Source organism: Algoriphagus boritolerans DSM 17298 = JCM 18970 (assembly GCF_900108085.1).
Lineage (GTDB): Bacteria > Bacteroidota > Bacteroidia > Cytophagales > Cyclobacteriaceae > Algoriphagus > Algoriphagus boritolerans.
Genome location: NZ_FNVR01000023.1, coordinates 29,999 through 48,469 on the forward strand (window position 1 = coordinate 29,999; position 18,471 = coordinate 48,469).

At 42.2% G+C, this 18,471-nt stretch carries 18 protein-coding genes; all 18 read left to right on the top strand.

All coding sequences use genetic code 11. The annotated features are described in order from the left end of the window. Positions 1–26: 26 nt before the first annotated feature. Positions 27–968, top strand: a complete 942-nt coding sequence (locus C4S61_RS16435) for a glycosyltransferase (protein ID WP_160111262.1) — start codon at positions 27–29, stop codon at positions 966–968. A 323-nt stretch (positions 969–1,291) separates the two neighbouring features. Beyond that, positions 1,292–1,954, top strand: coding sequence for a metal-dependent transcriptional regulator (locus C4S61_RS16440; protein ID WP_407640579.1), 663 nt, complete (start codon positions 1,292–1,294; stop codon positions 1,952–1,954). Then, positions 1,951–2,865, top strand: coding sequence for a metal ABC transporter solute-binding protein, Zn/Mn family (locus C4S61_RS16445; protein ID WP_103925893.1), 915 nt, complete (start codon positions 1,951–1,953; stop codon positions 2,863–2,865). Before C4S61_RS16440 ends, C4S61_RS16445 begins: the two co-directional genes overlap by 4 nt. Continuing rightward, positions 2,862–3,650 carry a metal ABC transporter ATP-binding protein gene (locus tag C4S61_RS16450; protein ID WP_103925894.1) on the top strand — a complete coding sequence of 263 codons (789 nt, stop codon included), beginning with the start codon at positions 2,862–2,864 and terminating at the stop codon, positions 3,648–3,650. The genes C4S61_RS16445 and C4S61_RS16450 overlap by 4 nt, the downstream gene beginning before the upstream one ends. Before the next feature lies 1 nt (position 3,651). Next, complete coding sequence (locus C4S61_RS16455) at positions 3,652–4,941, top strand: metal ABC transporter permease (protein WP_103925895.1); 1,290 nt, start codon at positions 3,652–3,654, stop codon at positions 4,939–4,941. A gap of 89 nt (positions 4,942–5,030) precedes the next feature. After that, positions 5,031–5,927, top strand: coding sequence for a metal ABC transporter permease (locus C4S61_RS16460; RefSeq protein ID WP_103925896.1), 897 nt, complete (start codon positions 5,031–5,033; stop codon positions 5,925–5,927). A 67-nt stretch (positions 5,928–5,994) separates the two neighbouring features. Then, entirely contained in the window at positions 5,995–6,450 is a 456-nt protein-coding gene (locus tag C4S61_RS16465; RefSeq protein ID WP_103925897.1) for a thioredoxin family protein, read from the top strand. After that, on the top strand, positions 6,447–7,829 hold the full coding sequence (gene mnmE / locus C4S61_RS16470; protein WP_103925898.1) for a tRNA uridine-5-carboxymethylaminomethyl(34) synthesis GTPase MnmE: 1,383 nt from the start codon (positions 6,447–6,449) through the stop codon (positions 7,827–7,829). The genes C4S61_RS16465 and mnmE overlap by 4 nt, the downstream gene beginning before the upstream one ends. 208 nt (positions 7,830–8,037) lie before the next feature. Then, positions 8,038–8,397, top strand: coding sequence for a helix-turn-helix domain-containing protein (locus tag C4S61_RS16475; protein WP_103925917.1), 360 nt, complete (start codon positions 8,038–8,040; stop codon positions 8,395–8,397). Then, entirely contained in the window at positions 8,394–9,500 is a 1,107-nt protein-coding gene (locus C4S61_RS16480; RefSeq protein ID WP_103925899.1) for a site-specific integrase, read from the top strand. The genes C4S61_RS16475 and C4S61_RS16480 overlap by 4 nt, the downstream gene beginning before the upstream one ends. Before the next feature lie 2 nt (positions 9,501–9,502). After that, entirely contained in the window at positions 9,503–10,570 is a 1,068-nt protein-coding gene (locus C4S61_RS16485) for a DUF6617 family protein (RefSeq protein WP_103925900.1), read from the top strand. A 105-nt stretch (positions 10,571–10,675) separates the two neighbouring features. Continuing rightward, positions 10,676–10,981, top strand: a complete 306-nt coding sequence (locus C4S61_RS16490; protein WP_051417250.1) for a helix-turn-helix domain-containing protein — start codon at positions 10,676–10,678, stop codon at positions 10,979–10,981. 85 nt (positions 10,982–11,066) lie between these two features. Then, complete coding sequence (locus C4S61_RS16495) at positions 11,067–13,316, top strand: DUF3987 domain-containing protein (protein ID WP_103925901.1); 2,250 nt, start codon at positions 11,067–11,069, stop codon at positions 13,314–13,316. 184 nt (positions 13,317–13,500) lie between these two features. Further along, a complete protein-coding gene (locus tag C4S61_RS16500) occupies positions 13,501–13,812 on the top strand; it encodes a helix-turn-helix domain-containing protein (protein ID WP_103925902.1) in 312 nt (103 codons plus the stop codon). A 3-nt stretch (positions 13,813–13,815) separates the two neighbouring features. Continuing rightward, positions 13,816–15,600 (top strand): type I restriction-modification system subunit M, encoded by a 1,785-nt coding sequence (locus tag C4S61_RS16505; protein WP_103925903.1) that lies wholly within the window; start codon positions 13,816–13,818, stop codon positions 15,598–15,600. Position 15,601: 1 nt separating this feature from the next. Beyond that, a complete protein-coding gene (locus C4S61_RS16510) occupies positions 15,602–16,921 on the top strand; it encodes an AAA family ATPase (protein WP_103925904.1) in 1,320 nt (439 codons plus the stop codon). Continuing rightward, positions 16,921–17,673, top strand: coding sequence for an HNH endonuclease (locus C4S61_RS16515; protein ID WP_103925905.1), 753 nt, complete (start codon positions 16,921–16,923; stop codon positions 17,671–17,673). The genes C4S61_RS16510 and C4S61_RS16515 overlap by 1 nt, the downstream gene beginning before the upstream one ends. Before the next feature lie 5 nt (positions 17,674–17,678). After that, positions 17,679–18,452 carry a restriction endonuclease subunit S domain-containing protein gene (locus tag C4S61_RS22090; protein WP_200820602.1) on the top strand — a complete coding sequence of 258 codons (774 nt, stop codon included), beginning with the start codon at positions 17,679–17,681 and terminating at the stop codon, positions 18,450–18,452. Positions 18,453–18,471 lie beyond the last annotated feature (19 nt).

Sequence of the window (18,471 nt, forward strand, 5' to 3'; positions counted from 1 at the left end):
TCCCTGGGTTCCGATTTTTTTCTTCTATGAGTCATTTCGATTCCCGCTTGGATCGAATTTTTGCTCAACTGAGGTTTTTGCTTCGACTACTTCAAGTCCGGCCAAAAATCCTGATCTGTTGCACCTACGAACTACTTCCCATTGCCTGTTTCCTAAAGCCTCTACTGAACTATAAAATCGTCTATGACGTCCAGGAAAACTACACACTGAACCTTGATCTCAATCCAGAATTATCCAAAGTCAAAAAGCGAAAAGCGGCTGGTTTAATTCAATCTGCAGAGTCAATGGAGGGAGTCGATTTATACCTGCTTGCCGAAAAATGCTATGCCGAAGAAATGCCTGAAAAGAAACCTTTTCTTGTTTTAGAAAATAAATTTCAAGGTGAATTAAAGCTAAAAACTCCTTTTCATTTGAAAGGAAAAAGAGTGATTCGCTTTTGCATCACCGGCACCATCACACCAGCTTTTGGGGTCGGTGATGCGGTGGTTTGGTTTAATAAAATCCTCGAAAATTTCCCTGAATTTGAGTTGGTAATCGCAGGTCATTGTCCCTTACTTTCATTCCGGGAAACCCTTGAAATAGCAGCCAAAGAGAATCCCGGTATCAGCCTTCAACTGGATCAAAATCCAATTGATCATGAGGAGTTGATTTCGGTAATGACGAGTTCGGATTTTGTATTGCTGCCCTACCAAAATCATCCGGCAATTCGCAATAAAATGCCTACCAAACTTTTTGAGTGCGCCGCTTTAGGCATTCCGGTTTTGGTCAGTCCCAATCCCATTTGGGAGGAATTTCTGGCAGATTTCAGTGGCGGATATTCGATTGACTTTTTAAACCCGGCTGAGGCCACAAAAAGACTTCAAGTTGTATTGGACCAGACTTTTTTTACTTCTACGCCTTCTGAATCCATCCTGTGGAAAACTGAAAAGCTTCATTTTCAGCAGGCTATTCAAGATTTGCTTTCTTAAAACCCAAAGGAATCAGGCAGAAGTGGATAAGTGTGGAAAGTTTTCCACCAAATCCCCAGTATTTACACTCATTTTCTCAAAACGGAAACCGAAAAAATCGGACCTCTATTCTTCTGTCCAGAATATTTTAACTCCATATCAAATTGAAAAACAAGTATTTAATCTACTATTTTTAATTATCTAAACATTTATTTAGATTAATCTAAAATGTAAAACACATTTCAAAATAGGTTATCAACAGGTGTTTTAGCTTTTATTAAAAATATATTTAGCTATATCTAAATTAATTTTTACATTTGACTCATCATTGAGATTGGATTATTATGGAATTGACAAGTACCGAGGAGAATTACCTGAAAGCGATCTACCACCTATCAGATGGAGGAAAGAAAAGCGTCTCTACCAACGACATTGCGGCAGAGATGAAAACCAAGGCAGCATCTGTCAGCGACATGCTTCGGAAACTGGGTGAAAAAGAAGTCATAGAATACCGCAAATACTACGGCCTACAGATCACTGAATCCGGTAAAAGATTCGCACTTCAGACCATTCGGAAGCATCGGCTGTGGGAAGTATTTTTGGTGGAGAAATTAAATTTTGCATGGGATGAAGTTCATGAAGTTGCGGAGCAGCTAGAGCATATCCACTCCCCTCTTTTGGTCCAGCGACTGGACGCTTACCTAAACTATCCCAAGTTTGATCCCCATGGCGATCCGATCCCGGATGAGTTTGGAGATGTACGCGCCCGACCCCGAGTTCAGCTCAATGAAATGGACGTGGACCAGACAGGTCAGATCGTTGCCGTCAAAGACAGTTCTGCTGCATTTCTTCGCTATCTGGATAAGGTTGGAGCCTACATCGGAGCCCGAATTAAGGTTCTCGATAAGGTGGAATTTGACGGTTCTTTGGAGATTTTGGTCGATCAGAAAAAGACACTCTTTATGTCCAAAGATGTATCATGCAACATTTTGGTCTTACAGTCATGAGCAAATATCTGATTCCGATTTTACTGATTCTACTTTCATTTGCCTGCAAGAGCGATTCTAAGGAAACGAGAACCAAACCGGTGATAGTAGCCACCACGAGTATTTTGGCAGATGGAATCAGAAACATCGTCCAGGATCAGGCAGCTGTGATCGCTCTTATGCCAGCAGGTGTGGATCCCCATTTATATAAAGCATCGGTCAGGGATTTGGATCTTTTGACTAATGCAGACCTGGTTGTTTACCACGGATTATATCTTGAGGGAAAAATGACCGAGATCTTTGAAAAATTGGCCCTAAGTCAAACCCTCATTGACATATCGCGTGGACTCCCCGAAGAAGCACTGATTCGATCCGGGCCGGAAGCTCACAGCGTAGACCCGCATATCTGGTTCGATGTTAAACTTTGGTCAAAAGCGATGGAATACGCTTCTGCTGAAATTATTAGGTGGAAGCCTGAATGGAAGTCAAGTCTTGAATCCAATTCAATCGCCTACCTGGTTAAGCTAAGAGCGCTCGACGAGGTAGTTCGAACCAAAGTCAATGAACTCCGGTCAGCTGGACAGGTTTTAGTGACTGCGCACGATGCTTTTGCCTATTTTGGAAAAGCGTATGATCTTGAGGTCAAATCCCTTCAGGGACTTTCGACCCTCAGTGAGCCCGGGCTTCGGGATCTGACTGAGCTCATCACGATTGTTCAAGAAAACAAGGTGAAGGCCATTTTTGCGGAACAGACCATTTCACCCAAAGCAATCCGGGCAGTGGCAGCTGGTGCTGCCGAGCGAAACCATCAAGTGAGCTTAGCGGGACCACTTTACACCGATAGTTTGGATGCTGAAGGAACTCCTGCCGGAACTTATATCGGTATGGTAGAAACCAACTTACGAATCATATACGAAAGTTTATTGCCATGATCACACAGGTAGAAAATCCAGTACTTGAAATTCATGACCTCACGGTCAGTTACGATCAGAATCCTGTGCTTTGGAATGTCGATCTCAGCCTGCCAGCAGGGAGTCTGGTCGGAATTTTGGGTCCCAACGGTGCAGGAAAATCAACACTGATCAAAGCGGTCATGGGGTTGATCACTCCTACTTCAGGATATGTGAAGGTCTTTGATAAACCACTGAACGACGTCCGCGCTAGAATCAGCTATGTGCCCCAGCGGGAATCAGTGGACTGGAACTTTCCGGCTTCTGTGCTCGATGTCGTCATGATGGGGACTTATGGGAAGTTGGGGCTTTTCCGCCGTCCCGGAAAAAAAGAAAAAGAATTAGCCTTGAAATGTCTCGAACAAGTCGGAATGAGTGGTTTTGCCGGCCGTCAGATTTCTGAGCTATCCGGAGGTCAGCAGCAGCGGGTCTTTATTGCCAGGGCTTTGGCCCAGGAAGCAGATTTGTATTTGATGGATGAGCCATTTGCAGGGGTGGATATGTCCACCGAGACTGCCATTTTTCAGTTGCTTCAGGAAATGACCGCATCGGGCAAGACTGTGATTGTCGTCCATCATGATATACATTCGGCAATGACTTTTTTTGACTGGCTGATCATGTTGAACCTCCACCTTGTGGCTTCCGGTCCCAAAGAGCTGGTGATGAATGAGGAAATGCTTCGCAAAACCTACGGAGGCAAACTCAACCTCCTCACCCGAGTGACAGACCTTATCAGACAAAAGGACTTTAATCCATTGAAAAGCTAATATGGAAGATTTTGTGTACTTCTTCACCTTTCAGGATCCATCTATTCTATGGGTGGTTTTGGGAATTACGCTCTTGGGGATTGGGTCGGCTTATGTGGGTACTTTCTCCTTTCTTGACAAAAAAGCGCTCTTAGGCGATGCAATTTCGCATGCAGTCCTTCCTGGGATTTGTTTGGGTTTTATGATGGCAGGAGAAAAAAATCCGGTCTACATCGTCACAGGAGCATTTCTTTCGGGAGGAGTTGCTACATTTTTAAGTTCATGGTTGAAGCGAAATACCAAACTCAGTGATGACACCATCATTGCAACGATTCTTTCCGTCTTTTTCGGTTTTGGAATTGTCCTGTTGACCTCCCTTCAGAAAAGTGGAAATCCGGAGATAGCCGGATTGAACTCCTTTATTTTTGGGAATGCCATTGGGATTTCAGAAGCTGATTTGATGTTGTATGGTGGGCTTTCGCTAGCCATCATCGTGGTTTTAACCCTGATGCTTAAGGAGTTTCGATTGATGGTTTTTGATCCGCAGTATGGAAAGGCAATAGGCTTTCCGATGAAATTCATTTCGTTCCTTTTCAACGTCCTGATGATTCTGGCCGTAGTAATTGGAATTCAAGCCATCGGGGTAGTCTTGATGGCAGCTTTGTTGATCACACCGGGTGCGGCAGCCCGATTTTGGACCGATCGGTTGAATCCTCTTTTAATTTTGGCAGCAGTTTTTTCGGTACTTTCCGGAATACTTGGAACCTATGTTTCTTTCGTGTTACCTCAAATGCCGACGGGGCCTTGGGTGGTAGTTTTCCTTTCGATGTTTGCCTTGATCTCATTTTTGATTTCACCAAAAAGCGGCATTCTGTTCAGGTACTTTTCCAGAAAAAAATACCTCCGAAAAACCCATCGGGATCACCTGATGAAGGCTTTGTACAAAGCCAAAGAAGAAGGCAAGGACGGCTTGCTCATAGAAGAAATCTATGAGCTCTACCCTTTCCAAAAAGCTGAAACAGATAAATCAATCAGAGATTTAAATAAAATAGGATTTATATCTAAAAATCAATCTTTTATAAATCTTACTGAAAAAGGAATATCCGAGGCAATGCGAATAGTTCGACTCCATAGACTATGGGAATTATACCTTAATGAGTCCATGAATATCGCACCGGATCACGTCCACGATTCCGCCGAACAGCTAGAGCATTTGATTACTCCCGAGTTAGAGACCTTGCTTGAAAAGCGACTCAACTACCCTATCCTAGATCCTCATCGAGAACCCATTCCAAGACCAGACAAACCATGAAAAGCTATACTTTCCAAGTTTTACCACTTGCCTCTCTGCTCTTTTGCTTCTCAAATCTTGATACTTGATTCTAACTACTCGCTACTCAAATGACCTTCGATAGCAACGCATTTCTGATCATATTCACCGGTTCGCTGATTGCGATCTCCTGTGGATTTCTGGGCGTCTTTATGATGCTGCGCAAAATGTCCATGACAGGTGACGCCATCTCTCACGCTGTGCTCCCGGGTATAGTCATTGGTTACTTCGTTTCAGGTAGCCAAAGAAGCCTGGAAGTCATCATTGGAGCGGGACTGTTGGGCATTTTGGCTACGCTGATGATCGATTGGCTTCGCAAAAGAGCCCGCGTTCAGCTCGACGCTTCCATTGGTATCACGTTTACCCTTCTATTTGCCATCGGCATTATTCTTATCAATCTCCTGGCCTACAAAGTAGACCTGGATCAGGAATGTGTACTTTATGGAGAGATCGCCTACTTGCCTATCGACAGCTGGATCACCAAAAGTGGTTTGAACTTAGGCCCCCGTATTACTTGGTTGGCGGGATTAAACTTTCTTTTTGTCTGTGGATTTATCTACTTGTTATTTAAGGAGTTAATCCTTACTAGCTTCGATGAAAACTTTAGCTCTGTGATGGGTATTCCTGCCAAAGGAGTCAATTTAGCACTCATGAGTATCGTCTCCTATACCACGGTAAGTAGCTTTGAGTCTGTGGGTGCAATATTGGTAGTAGCTTTACTGGTCGTACCTCCTGCCACGGCTTTCCTTTGGACCAAAAGCCTGATGCCACTATTGAAACTTACCGCTGCGATGGGGATTTCGATTTCGGTGTTAGGTTATTATCTTGCTTACTGGATTGACAGTTCGATAGCCGGAATGATGGTAACAGTAGCGGGGGTTTTATTCGGGATCAGTGTCCTTGTTCATAGCAAAAAGCCGATGTGGCTGGGAGGAACTTCTTCCGTCAAAGAACCGTTTGGAGTTTGAATTGGAAAAGACTTTAGATCCAAGATTTGAGCCAGTCAATCTGAAGTTTCAATAGATAAATTTATAAATGAAATATTTAAGCCTTTTCTTCATCGCGTTTTCATTGAGCTTTGCTGCAAATGCTCAGGATCAGATCAACTGGTTAAAATTTGAGGAAGCCATTGCTGCAAATGCAAAAAGTCCTAAAATGCTTTTGGTGGACGTGTACACCGATTGGTGTGGCTGGTGCAAGAAAATGGACAAGGACACCTTCACCGATCCAAAAGTCATCGCATATATCAACAGTAATTTCTATCCCGTCAAAATGAACGCAGAAGACACCAAACGGACTTTTGAATTTATGGGTAAAGAATATACTGAGGCACAAATGGCTGCAACTATGCGGGTTCGATCTTACCCTAACTTTGTGGTCATTGAACCCAAACTTCAGAATATCGCCCAACTTCCCGGTTATCGGGGACCGGATGCATTTTTAGCCGGATTGAATGAATTAATCGAAAAAGCATTTAAAGCCAAGCCATGAGTTTTTCCCTCGCAGAGCGGGATGATACCATCATCGCCCTGGCAACCCCACAGGGAATCGGTGCAATTGCAGTGATTCGTCTTTCCGGAAAAAATGCCATCAGTGTAACCAATGAGGTGTTTTTTGGGAAAAATCTTGAAAATCAGCCTTCCCATACCATTCATTTCGGAACGATTCGGGATGGTGAGAAAATCATCGATGAGGTTTTAGTCTCCATTTTTATAGCTCCCAAATCCTTTACCAAGGAAAACGTGGTAGAAATCTCCACCCATGGTTCCTCCTACATCATCAATCAGGTTTTGAAGCTGTTTATCCGCAAAGGAATCCGTCCTGCAAAGCCCGGGGAATTCACGCAGCGGGCATTTCTTCACGGTCAGTTTGATTTAGCGCAAGCTGAGGCCGTTGCCGATTTGATCCATGCGGATTCCGAAACCAGCCACCAAGCCGCATTGAGTCAAATGCGGGGAGGCTTTAGTTCGGAGATTCAAGTCCTCAGAAACCAACTGATCCATTTTGCTTCCATGATCGAGTTGGAACTTGATTTTACTGAAGAGGACGTCGAATTTGCCAGTCGGGATGATTTACGGATTTTGGTGGAAAAAATCCTTCGGATCGTCGAAGAACTGATTTTGAGTTTTGATCTGGGAAATGTGATCAAAAACGGTGTTCCCACCGTGATCGCAGGCAAACCCAATGCAGGAAAATCTACCCTCCTCAATGCTTTACTTAATGAGGAAAAAGCAATCGTCTCAGAAATAGCAGGAACCACCCGAGACTTTATCGAAGATGAAATCATCATCGGAGGTGTAAACTTTCGCTTTATTGATACAGCCGGTTTGAGAGAAACGACAGACGCCATCGAGGCAATCGGAGTCAGCCGCACGCAGGAGAAAATGAAGACCGCATCCTTGATTCTTTACCTCTTTGATCTGAGCGATACGGACTTGGTGGAGATCAACCGAGATATTACTAAACTCGAGAATTTGGGAGTTCCCTTTTTGAAAGTAGCAAATAAGGCTGATAAGGCTAACGGAAATATTATCAATGAATTAAAGGGACAATATCCTGACACTATTTTTATTTCCGCAGGCCGGAAAGAAAACCTCGAAGGCCTCAAATCCCGCGTTTTAGAGCTCGTCAACCTGGACAAATTCCGGACGGGAAATACGATCGTAACCAATGTCCGACACTACGATTCTTTGACTAAAACCAGGGAATCACTTTTGGATATTTTGGCAGGTTTGGACAACGAAGTGACCAATGATTTTGTGGCGATGGACATTCGACGAGCCTTGCATTACCTCGGGGAGATTACCGGGGCTGTAACCACAGATGATTTGCTGGCGAATATTTTTTCGAAGTTTTGTATCGGGAAGTAAGTATATTTCCTTTGTTTCATAAATGCTTGTTTTTGTTGGGTTTTAGCTGATTTATCCTTCTCTTTTTTGTTGCCAAACTCTACTTATTTACCTATATTTGTTGCCTAATTGTTGCCCAGATTTGTTGCCCACAAATCAGGCAACAGTCGGGAGAAATCTTGCTACATACAGCTACAAGCTGCAACATGTAGCAACAACAGGCAACAAAATGAGCAGTAACATTCGTCTTCAAAAAACTTGTCAGCACTGCGGTAACCGCTTTACCGCCAAGACTACTGTTACACAGTTTTGTTCAGATACCTGTGCCAAGAGAGCATACAAGCAGCGGAAGCGGAACGAGAAAATTGAAGTGGCCATCAAGGAGGAAACCGAGAAAGCCCTGTACAACCCTGCCATTGCTCAAAAGGAATTTCTGACCGTAGAGGAAGCCTGCCAGTTAATCAACGCCAGCCGATGGACCATTTACAGGCTCATTGAGAAAGGCGAACTCAAAGCTGGCAAACTGGGCAGAAGTACCCGTATTCCCCGGGCAGCTATCAATGAATTATTCAAACTAACTGAAGCATGACAGTAACACTTAGGCAACGCAAAAAGGGCGATAAAATAAGCCTGTATCTTGATTACTACAGCGATGGTAAAAGAGATTACGAATACTTGCAACTCTACCTGATACCAGAGCCGGAAAAAGGCAAACTCACCAAAGAGCAGAAAGAAGAGAACCGCAAAACACTGGTATTGGCAGAGGCCATCAGGTCGAAGCGTTTGTTACAGATAAAGAATGAGGAATACGGCTTTCGTGATACCGATAAAGCCAAAGGCAGTTTCATTGCCTACTTTGAACGCCTCACAGAGAAAAGAAGAAACAGCCAGGGGAATTGGGGCAATTGGGATAGCGTATTGAAACACCTGAAGAAGTTTGCCAAGAACGGGGCATCATTCAAAGACATTGACAAAAACTGGTTGGAAGATTTCAAAAACTACCTCCAGTATGAAGCTAAGAGCAAAACCAATAAACGACTATCGCAAAACTCCCAATCTTCCTATTTCAGCAAGGTAACGGCAGCATTGAAAGAAGCCGTAAAAGAAGGCATCATACAAACCAATCCTGCAAATCAGGTGGAGGGCATTAAAGCTGATGATCCAGATAGGGAATTTCTCACATTGGAAGAACTACAGGCAGCCGCTAAAGTGGAGTGTGAAATGCCGGTACTCAAAAATGCTTTCATCTTTTCCGCATTAACTGGTTTGCGTTGGTCAGATATTGAAAAGCTGGTATGGTCAGAAGTACAGCACTCTGAGCAGTCAGGGTATTACATCCGTTTCAGGCAGAAGAAAACAAAGGGAGCAGAAACCCTGCCCATTTCAGAACAGGCTTTTCAGTTGTTAGGTGAAAGGAGAAAGCCGGAGGATAAAGTATTTGAAGGTTTGTATTACAGTGCATGGCATAACTTAAAACTCCGTGAATGGGTAATGAAAGCCGGTATCACCAAACACATCACTTTTCACTGTGCAAGGCACACCTACGCAACCCTGCAAATTACATTGGGTACAGACATTTATACCGTTTCAAAACTCTTAGGACACAGGCACCTGAAAACAACCGAAATTTATGCTAAGGTGATTGACCATAAAAAACAGGAGGCAGCCAATAAAATAAAATTAGACTTATAGCGATGGAGATAAAAGTATTAGATAGCATTATGCACGGTGCTTTGAAACCGTGGAAACTTGATACCACCAACACAAGGCGGTTTACTGAACTGGTGAAAGCTGCAAAAGCAGCTTCACCGAAAACAATGGCCGAGTTACAGTCACAAATGACTGCCCTGCTGGCTGACTATCCGCAGTTAAAGAAAGTGCTGGCTGATACTACAATTACAAACGACCCACTAAAACCGCTGCCATACAAAGCTGCATTACCTAAGTACATTGACCCCATCACCAACTTTTATTTTTTAGTAATCACAGCAGAAACACTCAGGGTATATAATTCCATCCTATTGAAAGCTGCATCACTTACTGAGTTGGTTGATATTCAGTATCAGATTAACAAGGTGCTCAACAGCATCAAAGTATTGGCAAAGCAAACCGCAGCCGAGTTAATTGAAAGGGATTTCACAACAGACCCCAACGAGCAAAGCAATCATCTACACTTTGCACTTCATTATCTAAAGCACAGTTTAATACAGCTTTACTTCAGTGTACAACACTCATTTGAAAACAGCTTGCAGCACACAACGAGTTTGGAAGACTTTTATGTATTGGATTTAGAACTGCCATTGTCCAGCATCCAACAGTTAGAATACATTGTCCAGCAGGAGCCAGCCAGTAAGCAAAACGAAGAATATACCGAAAGCCAGGAAGCCATCTGCTTCGGATATAAAGATGATATTGAAAAACTGAAAACGGTAGTAAATCAGTTGTGCTATCAAATAGAGTTGCTGAATGATGATGTTACAAGTGCTGATGAATTGATAAAAGCCTTAATAGCAAAAAGCATCCTGCCGGGTGCAGTAAAAATTCAATTAGGCTGCGAAACAAAACACTTCCGGTACTGCATTGATAAATTCATGCCTTACTTCAATAGCCTTTCATTGGCAAACATTGAGAAGTCAAAAATCTTCTATTCAAAGAAGGACACTCTAATAACTGCAAACAACCTTTCTGCTAGTGGTTCAAAGAACAAAATTGAACCGAAGGAAAAGGCAACCATTGACAAAATCTTCAAACATCTGCAATAAAAAACATTAAGATTATTCAGAAATCTGAGTAAGGGATTAACCCCTTAACCTTTGCCCCTCAAGCATTTGAGAGGTTTGTGCCATCAAACTTTAAAATGTAAAAAGATGGCAAACGAAGATTTAATCTTAGACAAGCTCACCGAAATCGCTAACAAGCTGGATGAGCAAAACCTGTTACAAAAAACAGTACTGAACTTTAATGAGGCTTGCAAATATTTGGATGTAAGCCCATCGCATTTGTACAAACTCACCAGTACAAAGCACATCCCCCATTTCTGTCCGCAGGGTAAAAAACTCTACTTCAAACGGGAAGAGTTGGATAACTGGTTACAGCGTAACCGCAAATCAGCAGCAGATGAAATCGATCAGATGGCAGCCGATTATGTTATCCGCAACAAACGCAAGAAGTAAGAATCTTTTATTAACTGAAACCGCCTGTGGCGGTTCGTGAAGACCTATAAAAATAGTTTTCATTAACTGAACAAAGAACAGAACAATGGCATCAAGTACCATATTCAGAAACTTTACCGTTCCGGTTGAAAAGAAATCATTGCTTCTTATTGGCAATGATATAGCCAATGGTAAATACAAAACGGAGGTAGAAGAAATCAGGGCATTGCTGGAACAAGGCAAAGCGGAGGAAGCCGCCAATAAGAAAAAGCAATTATTGGCTTTCACGCCATCCGCAGTATTCACCGAGAAAAGGCAAATGCCTTACCTGGAAATGTACAGTGGCTTTGTGCATCTTGATTTTGATAAGCTGACACCGGAGCAGTTAGACACGGCCTTCAAAGTCATTGCGGAAATCCCCTACACCTTCTTATGCTTCATCAGCCCAAGCGGTAACGGCCTCAAAGTATTCATTGAAGTGAATACCGGCATTGAGCACCACGATACAGCCTATTTGCAGGTGCAGCAGTATTATGAGGAAGCAACAGGATTAAAGGCAGACCCAAGCTGCAAGGACATCACCCGGCTTTGTTTCATGAGCTATCACCCCGGGCTGTACAAGAACATTCGCAACGAAAAATTCAAAGTGCAATTGCCCGAAATCTTCACACAACCGGAGCCGCATCCCAAAGTAAAGCCTGTAATCCCAGTAGTTCAGGAAGAACCCGAAGAGGATCTGAACACAGCTTTCATCTTCAATCAACAAATTCAATTTACCAACCAAAAATCTCAATACACCGATGGAAACAGGAACAATTATATTTATCTGCTTGCTTCTAATTGCAACAGAGCTGGTTTATCGCAGTCCGATGTTGAACTTTTATGTACACAGCATTTTGACCTACCTGAGAGAGAAATTCTCGAAGCGATAAAGAGTGCTTACACCCACCACAAACCCGAGTTTGCAAAGTTTGCAGACACTACAAAGCTGCAATCTACAGAGCAGCAACCACCACAGGAAGACTACCTGAAAGCCACGCCAACCATTCCTGAAGAACTCTATTTGCAAATGCCTGAACTTTTACAGCATGGGGCAATGGCTTTTACGGATGAACGGGAGAGAGATGTTTTCCTGACAGGTGCATTGGCTATTCTCAGCGGATGCCTGCCGGGTGTAAAGGGAGTTTATGCAGGCAATGAAGTATTCCCCAACGTATTTTCTTTTGCTATTGCTCCGGCTGCCAGTGGTAAGGGTGCTTTGAAGTTCGCAAAAATGCTGGCAGACGATTACCACGGCTTTGTACTAAAGGCAAGCCGTGAGGCAGAATTGCAATACAATCAGGAGTTGTCAGAACACAAGCAGCGTATCAGCAGTAAGAAAAAAGGCGATACCTCCACAGAAGAGCCACCCACCAAACCCACCTTTAAAGTGGTGTACATTCCTGCCAATACGAGCTATGCAAAAATCCTTTGGCACTTGGAGCAGAACGAGGGTACAGGTATCATTTGCGAAACCGAAGCCGACACCCTGGGCAATGTATTCAAACAGGAATGGGGTTCCTATTCCGATATGCTTCGCAAATCGTTTCACCACGAGAGGCTTTCCAGTTCCCGTAAAGGCAATAATGAATTTACAGAGGTAAATGCCCCCAGCTTGTCCATTGCCCTATCCGGTACACCCAATCAGGTAACAGGCTTGATAGCATCTTCTGAAGATGGTTTGTTCAGCCGTTTCCTGTTCTATGCCTTCAAGGTGGAGCAGCGTTGGAAAGATGTTTCTCCTAATGCCAATAACATCAACCTCACCGAGCATTTCAAAGTCCTTGCTGGCAGGGTGTTTAATATGGTACAGTTCCTGCAACGGGAGGAAACCATTATAGAGTTAACCACCGAACAATGGCAGCAACTAAACCAAACCTGCGAGGCATGGCTCAACGAAGTAACCATGTTCACAGCCGAAGAAGCCGCCAGTATAGTAAAACGCCTGGGCTTGATCCTGTACCGTATGGCCATGATATTTACTTCCCTTCGGAAGTTTGAGAACGGAGAAGCAGCCACACGGATAGTGTGTTCCGATGAAGATTTTAATACCGCCCTGCGGTTGGCTGAAATCTACCTCCACCACAGCATCCTCATGTTTAATTACCTGCCCAAGCAAAGCGAAGCCACCCAGTTTAAAACAGGCGACAGCAAACGCAAATTCTTTGAGGCGTTACCGGCAGAGTTTACCCGCCAGCAAGCCGTTGAAATCGGCAAACAGTTCCAGCTTTCACCCCGTACCGTGGACGATATACTCCACAACGCCACCGGCAAGGCATTGGAAAAACTCAAAGCCGGCCACTACCGCAAAATTTAACCTTCATCTTTCCTCCGGCATAGCTCCCCATACGGCATACCCGATGGGGTTTTTGCTTTGTTTGCAGACTTTGCAAGCCTGCCCGTCCGTACAGGCGGGGTTTGCAGCCCTGCTATTAATTTTAGTAAATACTTGCTTTTGGTTTCTTATATTTGCCAATATTTGACAAGTCAATATTAAAACGATGAAAAGTCAATTTGGTGAGAGGGTCAGGGAGCTCAGAGAGAAGCAAAACTTGTATTTGCGGCAGGTAGCACCATTGCTTGAAATGGATACGGCCCAACTGAGTAAAATTGAAAAAGGGAGCAGACTACTTAAAAGGGATCAGATTCCGGTATTGGCTGAAATACTGAAAGCAGATTCCAACGAATTGCTTGTGCTTTGGTTAGCCGATCAGTTGTATGAAGTGGTTAAGGATGAAGATGTTGCACTAAAGGCAATGGATGCTGCTCAAGAAACATTGAAATCGAATAAAAGAAACAAAAGAAATAAATAACTCATGGCTTTAAATACACAATCACTTCAACCAATTATCAACTTTCTCTGGACGGTTGCTGATGATGTTTTAGTTAATACCTATCAGAAAGGCAAATACAAAGATGTTATTCTGCCAATGATTGTTATTCGCAGATTAGACTTACTATTAGAGCCTACGAAAGACCAGGTTCTTAAAACATTTTCGGAGTATAAGGACAAGCTGCAAAATCTTGATTCATTGTTAACGAACAGCAAGCATGGTTCAGGACTGGCCTTTTATAACACCTCGCCATTTACATTAAAGAAGTTAATGCAAGATCCAAAAAACTTGCGTTCTAATTTTGAAAACTACCTCAACGGCTTTTCAGATAATGTACAAGACATTATCAATAAGTTTAAGTTCAGAAATGAAATAGAAACACTTGAAGAAGCTCAAATTCTATTCTCTTTAATCGAAAAGTTTTGTTCTCCCAAAGTTGAACTACATCCCGATAAGCTACCCCCATTAGCTATGGGTTATGTTTATGAAGATTTAGTAAGGCGTTTTAATGAAGAAAATAACGAAGAAGCCGGAGAACACTTTACACCAAGGGAAATCATCGATTTAATGACGCATCTTGTTTTTGTTCCCGTAAAAGATCAAATCAAACAAGGTACGTATTTGCTTTACGACCCTTGCGTTGGTTCTGGTGGTATGCTCACAATCGCAAAGAACTTCATGTTGAATCCTGAAGGTCCAATTAGAAGTAACGCAACAGTTCATTTATACGGTCAGGAAAGCACTCCCTTTATATACGCTACCTGCAAAAGCGATATGCTGATAAAAGGAGAAGACCCAAACAAAATTGCCTATGGCAGTACATTAAGTGCATACGGTTTTCCTTCCGATTTGAAGTTCGATTTCATGCTCACAAACCCGCCTTATGGCAAAACGTGGGCTCCCGATAAGAAAGCCCTAGGAGTGGGCGAAAAAGGAAAGATTATTGATAAGCGTTTTATCCTGAATGGCAGCTATAAGAATGAAGCTGTAACCAGTCGGGTTAATGATGGTCAGTTGATGTTTGTATTACACATGCTCAGTAAAATGAAGGATACCGAACTCGGCAGTCGTATTGCTTCAGTTCACAATGGTTCTGCCTTATTTACTGGTGATGCAGGACAAGGCGAAAGCGAAATCAGAAAGCATATCATTTCAAATGATTTATTGGAAGCCATCATAGCATTGCCTAATGATATGTTCTACAATACGGGTATTCCCACTTACATTTTCATAATCACCAATAGAAAGGCAAAACACCGTATAGGAAAGGTTCAGCTGATTAATGCTACATCTGAAAAGTTCTACACTAAAATGCGGAAGCCTTTGGGCAAAAAGAGGGTTGAATTTTCAGAAAGTCATATACCGGTAATTGAAAAAATGTACCTCGACTTTGAGGAAAATGAATACAGTAAAATTTTCGATAACAAGGATTTTGGCTACACACAAATTACTGTGAACCGTCCGGAAAGAGATGAAAACGGCAATATCATTTATGCAAGTAAAGGAAAGCCAAAGGCAGATAGCAAATTGAAGGACACAGAGAACATTCCTTTGAAAGAAGACATTCAGGAATTTTTTGAAAGAGAAGTATTGCCTTTTGCTCCTGATGCATGGTGGGATGAAAAGGATAACAAGGTGGGTTATGAAATCAATTTTGCTAAATACTTCTATAAACACCAGCCCCCAAGACCTTTAGCTGAAATCGCAAAAGATATTCTGGCTATTGAGGAAGAAACAGAGGGGCTATTAAAAGAAATAATCGAATAAGATGCTGATAACACACATACACATAAAAAACTTTAAGGGCTTTGAAGAAAAGTCTTTCGAGTTCAAGGAGAGGTTTACTGTGGCCATAGGTAATAATGGACTTGGCAAATCAACCTTACTCAATGCATTGCAAGTGGGTTTAGGTGCTTTCTTACAATCTATGCCTACATTGCCTGCAAACTATATTTACAGAAGGCAGTTTAAGAAAGGAGAACGGTTTGTAAAATATTACCCCGAAAGAAAAGACTATCTGCCCAATAAAGAAAATCCGTCTTTAATTGTTGCCGCTAAATGGTATCACAACGATGTAGTTGGTGAAATACCAGAACCGTTTCGTTGGGAAAGACACTATCTCCCAAGTAATGCCACTACTCATAAAAAAGAGCATTCTGCTGATATTATTCGCTATGCTAATTATTTGTTTGACAATCATGCAGCTAAAAAGAATGTGCTATACCCAGTTTTAGCTAATTTCTATATTAATCGAACCAATGCACAGGTAAGAAGGGTTGATAAAAAGTGGCGGAGGATGTCTCGTTTGGAGAAAGGATATTACACTGCACTAGGAGACAGTGTTGATTTTACAGGTGTGTATGAATGGCTATACAGTTACGAAAAGAAGGTAAAAGATGAAGTAGAATTTGAGGGCACAATACAAGCTATGTATGATGCCATTACAACCGCCATACCCTACATAAAAGAAATTGAATACAACTCAAAGTATGATGAGTTTGAAGTATTGGTAGATTTTAATGACGGGCAGCCGGTTGAAAGAAAGATTGCCTCTATGCTAAGCGATGGTATGAAGGCTATGTTGAACATGGTGGCAGAAATTGCTTACCGCTGCATCATGTTGAATGGAAAGTTGGGTTATGATGCAGTTGTGAAAAGCCCTGGCGTGGTATTGATTGATGAAGTAGACATGCACTTGCATCCCACATGGCAGCGGCATGTTATCAAAGATTTGAAAGCTGCTTTCCCGAGTATGCAATTTGTTGTCACAACCCATTCGCCATTTATAGTGCAAAGTATAAATGCAGATGAATTGATTAATCTTGATGTACACACCACTATAAATCCGAAGGATTATCCAATAGAAGTAATATCTGAAGAAGTGATGAATGTTGAAGCATCTTATGGTACAGAGAAAAAGGAAGAAGAAAAGCAAAGTGTTGACTACTTCAATCTTTTAAGTGAAGCCGAAAAAAGTAATAATAAGTCTGACTATAAAATCCGATTGGAGCAGCTTGAAAACTCCATCACTGATACTGGATTGCGGGCTTATTTAAAAACTCACAGAATTGCTAAAAACATCATTTAATGAGACCGATAGAGAATAGCCCAATACCTCAGGTAAATGGAGTAAATAAAGCATTTACCAATTATCAGGAATGGCGTGAAGACCTGGCTGATGCATACGGTCAACATTGTGTTTTTTGCAATGACAGGTTGCAAAGTAGGTTTGAGGTAGAGCATTTGGTAGCTCAATCTTTAGGAATAGTTCCTCCTCTTGCATGGAATAATTTATTTCTGGCTTGTGGCCCGTGTAATTTGGCTAAGTCTGCAAGAGTTGCTACAGCAGCAACACATTATTTGCCAAACGCAAATAATACGCACATGATTTTTTCTTACACAATTAGAAAGCATAGGAAAAACGGCAAGTACGCATGTATTCCTGTTTTCAATCCGCTTTTAAATCCAAATCAGAGAACCAAAGCAATTAATACAATTACTTATACCGAGTTGAACCGGATTGAGCAAACGCCAGTTCGCCAACGAAAAATGACGGATGTAAGATGGCTAAACAGGTATACTGCATTTCAAGTTGCAAACACCCAAAGAGCATTATGGAATACATTAACAACGCCACAGCAAAGGGCAGCCTATTTGGCAGCTATACCGCCAATGATTGAAAAGAATGGTTTCTTTTCAATCTGGTTTGATGCCTTTACTGGTGTAAAAGATGTTTTAAGGGTCATTGTAAATAGTCTACCTAATACATCAATGGCTTGTTTTGATGCCAATTTTAATCCACAACACCGTAGGCCGGCAGACCCGGTTGATACAATTTAGAAGTTATGACAGCAGCGGCAGTAAACAATAAAAATATAGCTTGGCTGGGTGATTTCCCCTCACACTGGCATGTGCTTCGCATTAAAAATCTGTTTCAGGAGGTAGATAACCGAAGTGAAACAGGTAGTGAAGAACTGCTTTCTGTTTCACATTATACTGGAGTTACCCTCAAGAGAGAAAGTCTGGAAAGTGATGATGAGTATTTAACCAATGCCGAAAGCCTTGTAGGTTATAAGATGGTAGAACCGGGTGATTTGGTAGTAAACATTACGCTGGCGTGGAATGGGAGTATGGGCATTTCGCCACACAACGGAATTACCAGCCCTGCCTATTGTGTGTATCGTATTAAGGGTGACAATAACCCGGAATATTTCGGCTATTTGTTTACTACCGCATTATTTAAAGCCGAGTTCCGCAGACACAGCACAGGTATTATTGATAGCCGCCTACGTTTATACTCCGATAAATTCTTCAGCATTTTTTCAATTGTGCCGCCAAAGGACGAGCAGGATGCAATTGTACAATACATCAAAGCACAAGAGGAAAAGGTAAACCGCTTTATTGTAAAGAAGCTAAGGTTTATTGAGTTGTTGAAAGAGCAAAAAAATATAATTGCGTTTACCCAAATCCATTCAAGAGGGTTAAGTAAAGGTTATCCTCAAAGACGAATAAAGAGTTTTTCTCAAATCCTTAGAGGTAAATTCACTCATAGGCCAAGAAATGATGAAAGACTTTATGACGGAGAATTTCCCTTCATACAAACTGGTGAAGTATCATAAGCAAAAAAATATATTAATG

Bases quoted from the DNA above. Each gene is read 5' to 3' on its own strand.
- C4S61_RS16465 (WP_103925897.1), top strand. From the start codon at position 5,995: ATGAAATATTTAAGCCTTTTCTTCATCGCGTTTTCATTGAGCTTTGCT.
- C4S61_RS16490 (WP_051417250.1), top strand. From the start codon at position 10,676: ATGGCAAACGAAGATTTAATCTTAGACAAGCTCACCGAAATCGCTAAC.
- C4S61_RS16505 (WP_103925903.1), top strand. From the start codon at position 13,816: ATGGCTTTAAATACACAATCACTTCAACCAATTATCAACTTTCTCTGG.
- C4S61_RS16515 (WP_103925905.1), top strand. From the start codon at position 16,921: ATGAGACCGATAGAGAATAGCCCAATACCTCAGGTAAATGGAGTAAAT.
- C4S61_RS16450 (WP_103925894.1), top strand. From the start codon at position 2,862: ATGATCACACAGGTAGAAAATCCAGTACTTGAAATTCATGACCTCACG.
- C4S61_RS16445 (WP_103925893.1), top strand. From the start codon at position 1,951: ATGAGCAAATATCTGATTCCGATTTTACTGATTCTACTTTCATTTGCC.
- C4S61_RS16500 (WP_103925902.1), top strand. From the start codon at position 13,501: ATGAAAAGTCAATTTGGTGAGAGGGTCAGGGAGCTCAGAGAGAAGCAA.
- mnmE (WP_103925898.1), top strand. From the start codon at position 6,447: ATGAGTTTTTCCCTCGCAGAGCGGGATGATACCATCATCGCCCTGGCA.
- C4S61_RS16455 (WP_103925895.1), top strand. From the start codon at position 3,652: ATGGAAGATTTTGTGTACTTCTTCACCTTTCAGGATCCATCTATTCTA.
- C4S61_RS16475 (WP_103925917.1), top strand. From the start codon at position 8,038: ATGAGCAGTAACATTCGTCTTCAAAAAACTTGTCAGCACTGCGGTAAC.
- C4S61_RS16460 (WP_103925896.1), top strand. From the start codon at position 5,031: ATGACCTTCGATAGCAACGCATTTCTGATCATATTCACCGGTTCGCTG.
- C4S61_RS16485 (WP_103925900.1), top strand. From the start codon at position 9,503: ATGGAGATAAAAGTATTAGATAGCATTATGCACGGTGCTTTGAAACCG.
- C4S61_RS16480 (WP_103925899.1), top strand. From the start codon at position 8,394: ATGACAGTAACACTTAGGCAACGCAAAAAGGGCGATAAAATAAGCCTG.
- C4S61_RS16440 (WP_407640579.1), top strand. From the start codon at position 1,292: ATGGAATTGACAAGTACCGAGGAGAATTACCTGAAAGCGATCTACCAC.
- C4S61_RS22090 (WP_200820602.1), top strand. From the start codon at position 17,679: ATGACAGCAGCGGCAGTAAACAATAAAAATATAGCTTGGCTGGGTGAT.
- C4S61_RS16495 (WP_103925901.1), top strand. From the start codon at position 11,067: ATGGCATCAAGTACCATATTCAGAAACTTTACCGTTCCGGTTGAAAAG.
- C4S61_RS16435 (WP_160111262.1), top strand. From the start codon at position 27: ATGAGTCATTTCGATTCCCGCTTGGATCGAATTTTTGCTCAACTGAGG.
- C4S61_RS16510 (WP_103925904.1), top strand. From the start codon at position 15,602: ATGCTGATAACACACATACACATAAAAAACTTTAAGGGCTTTGAAGAA.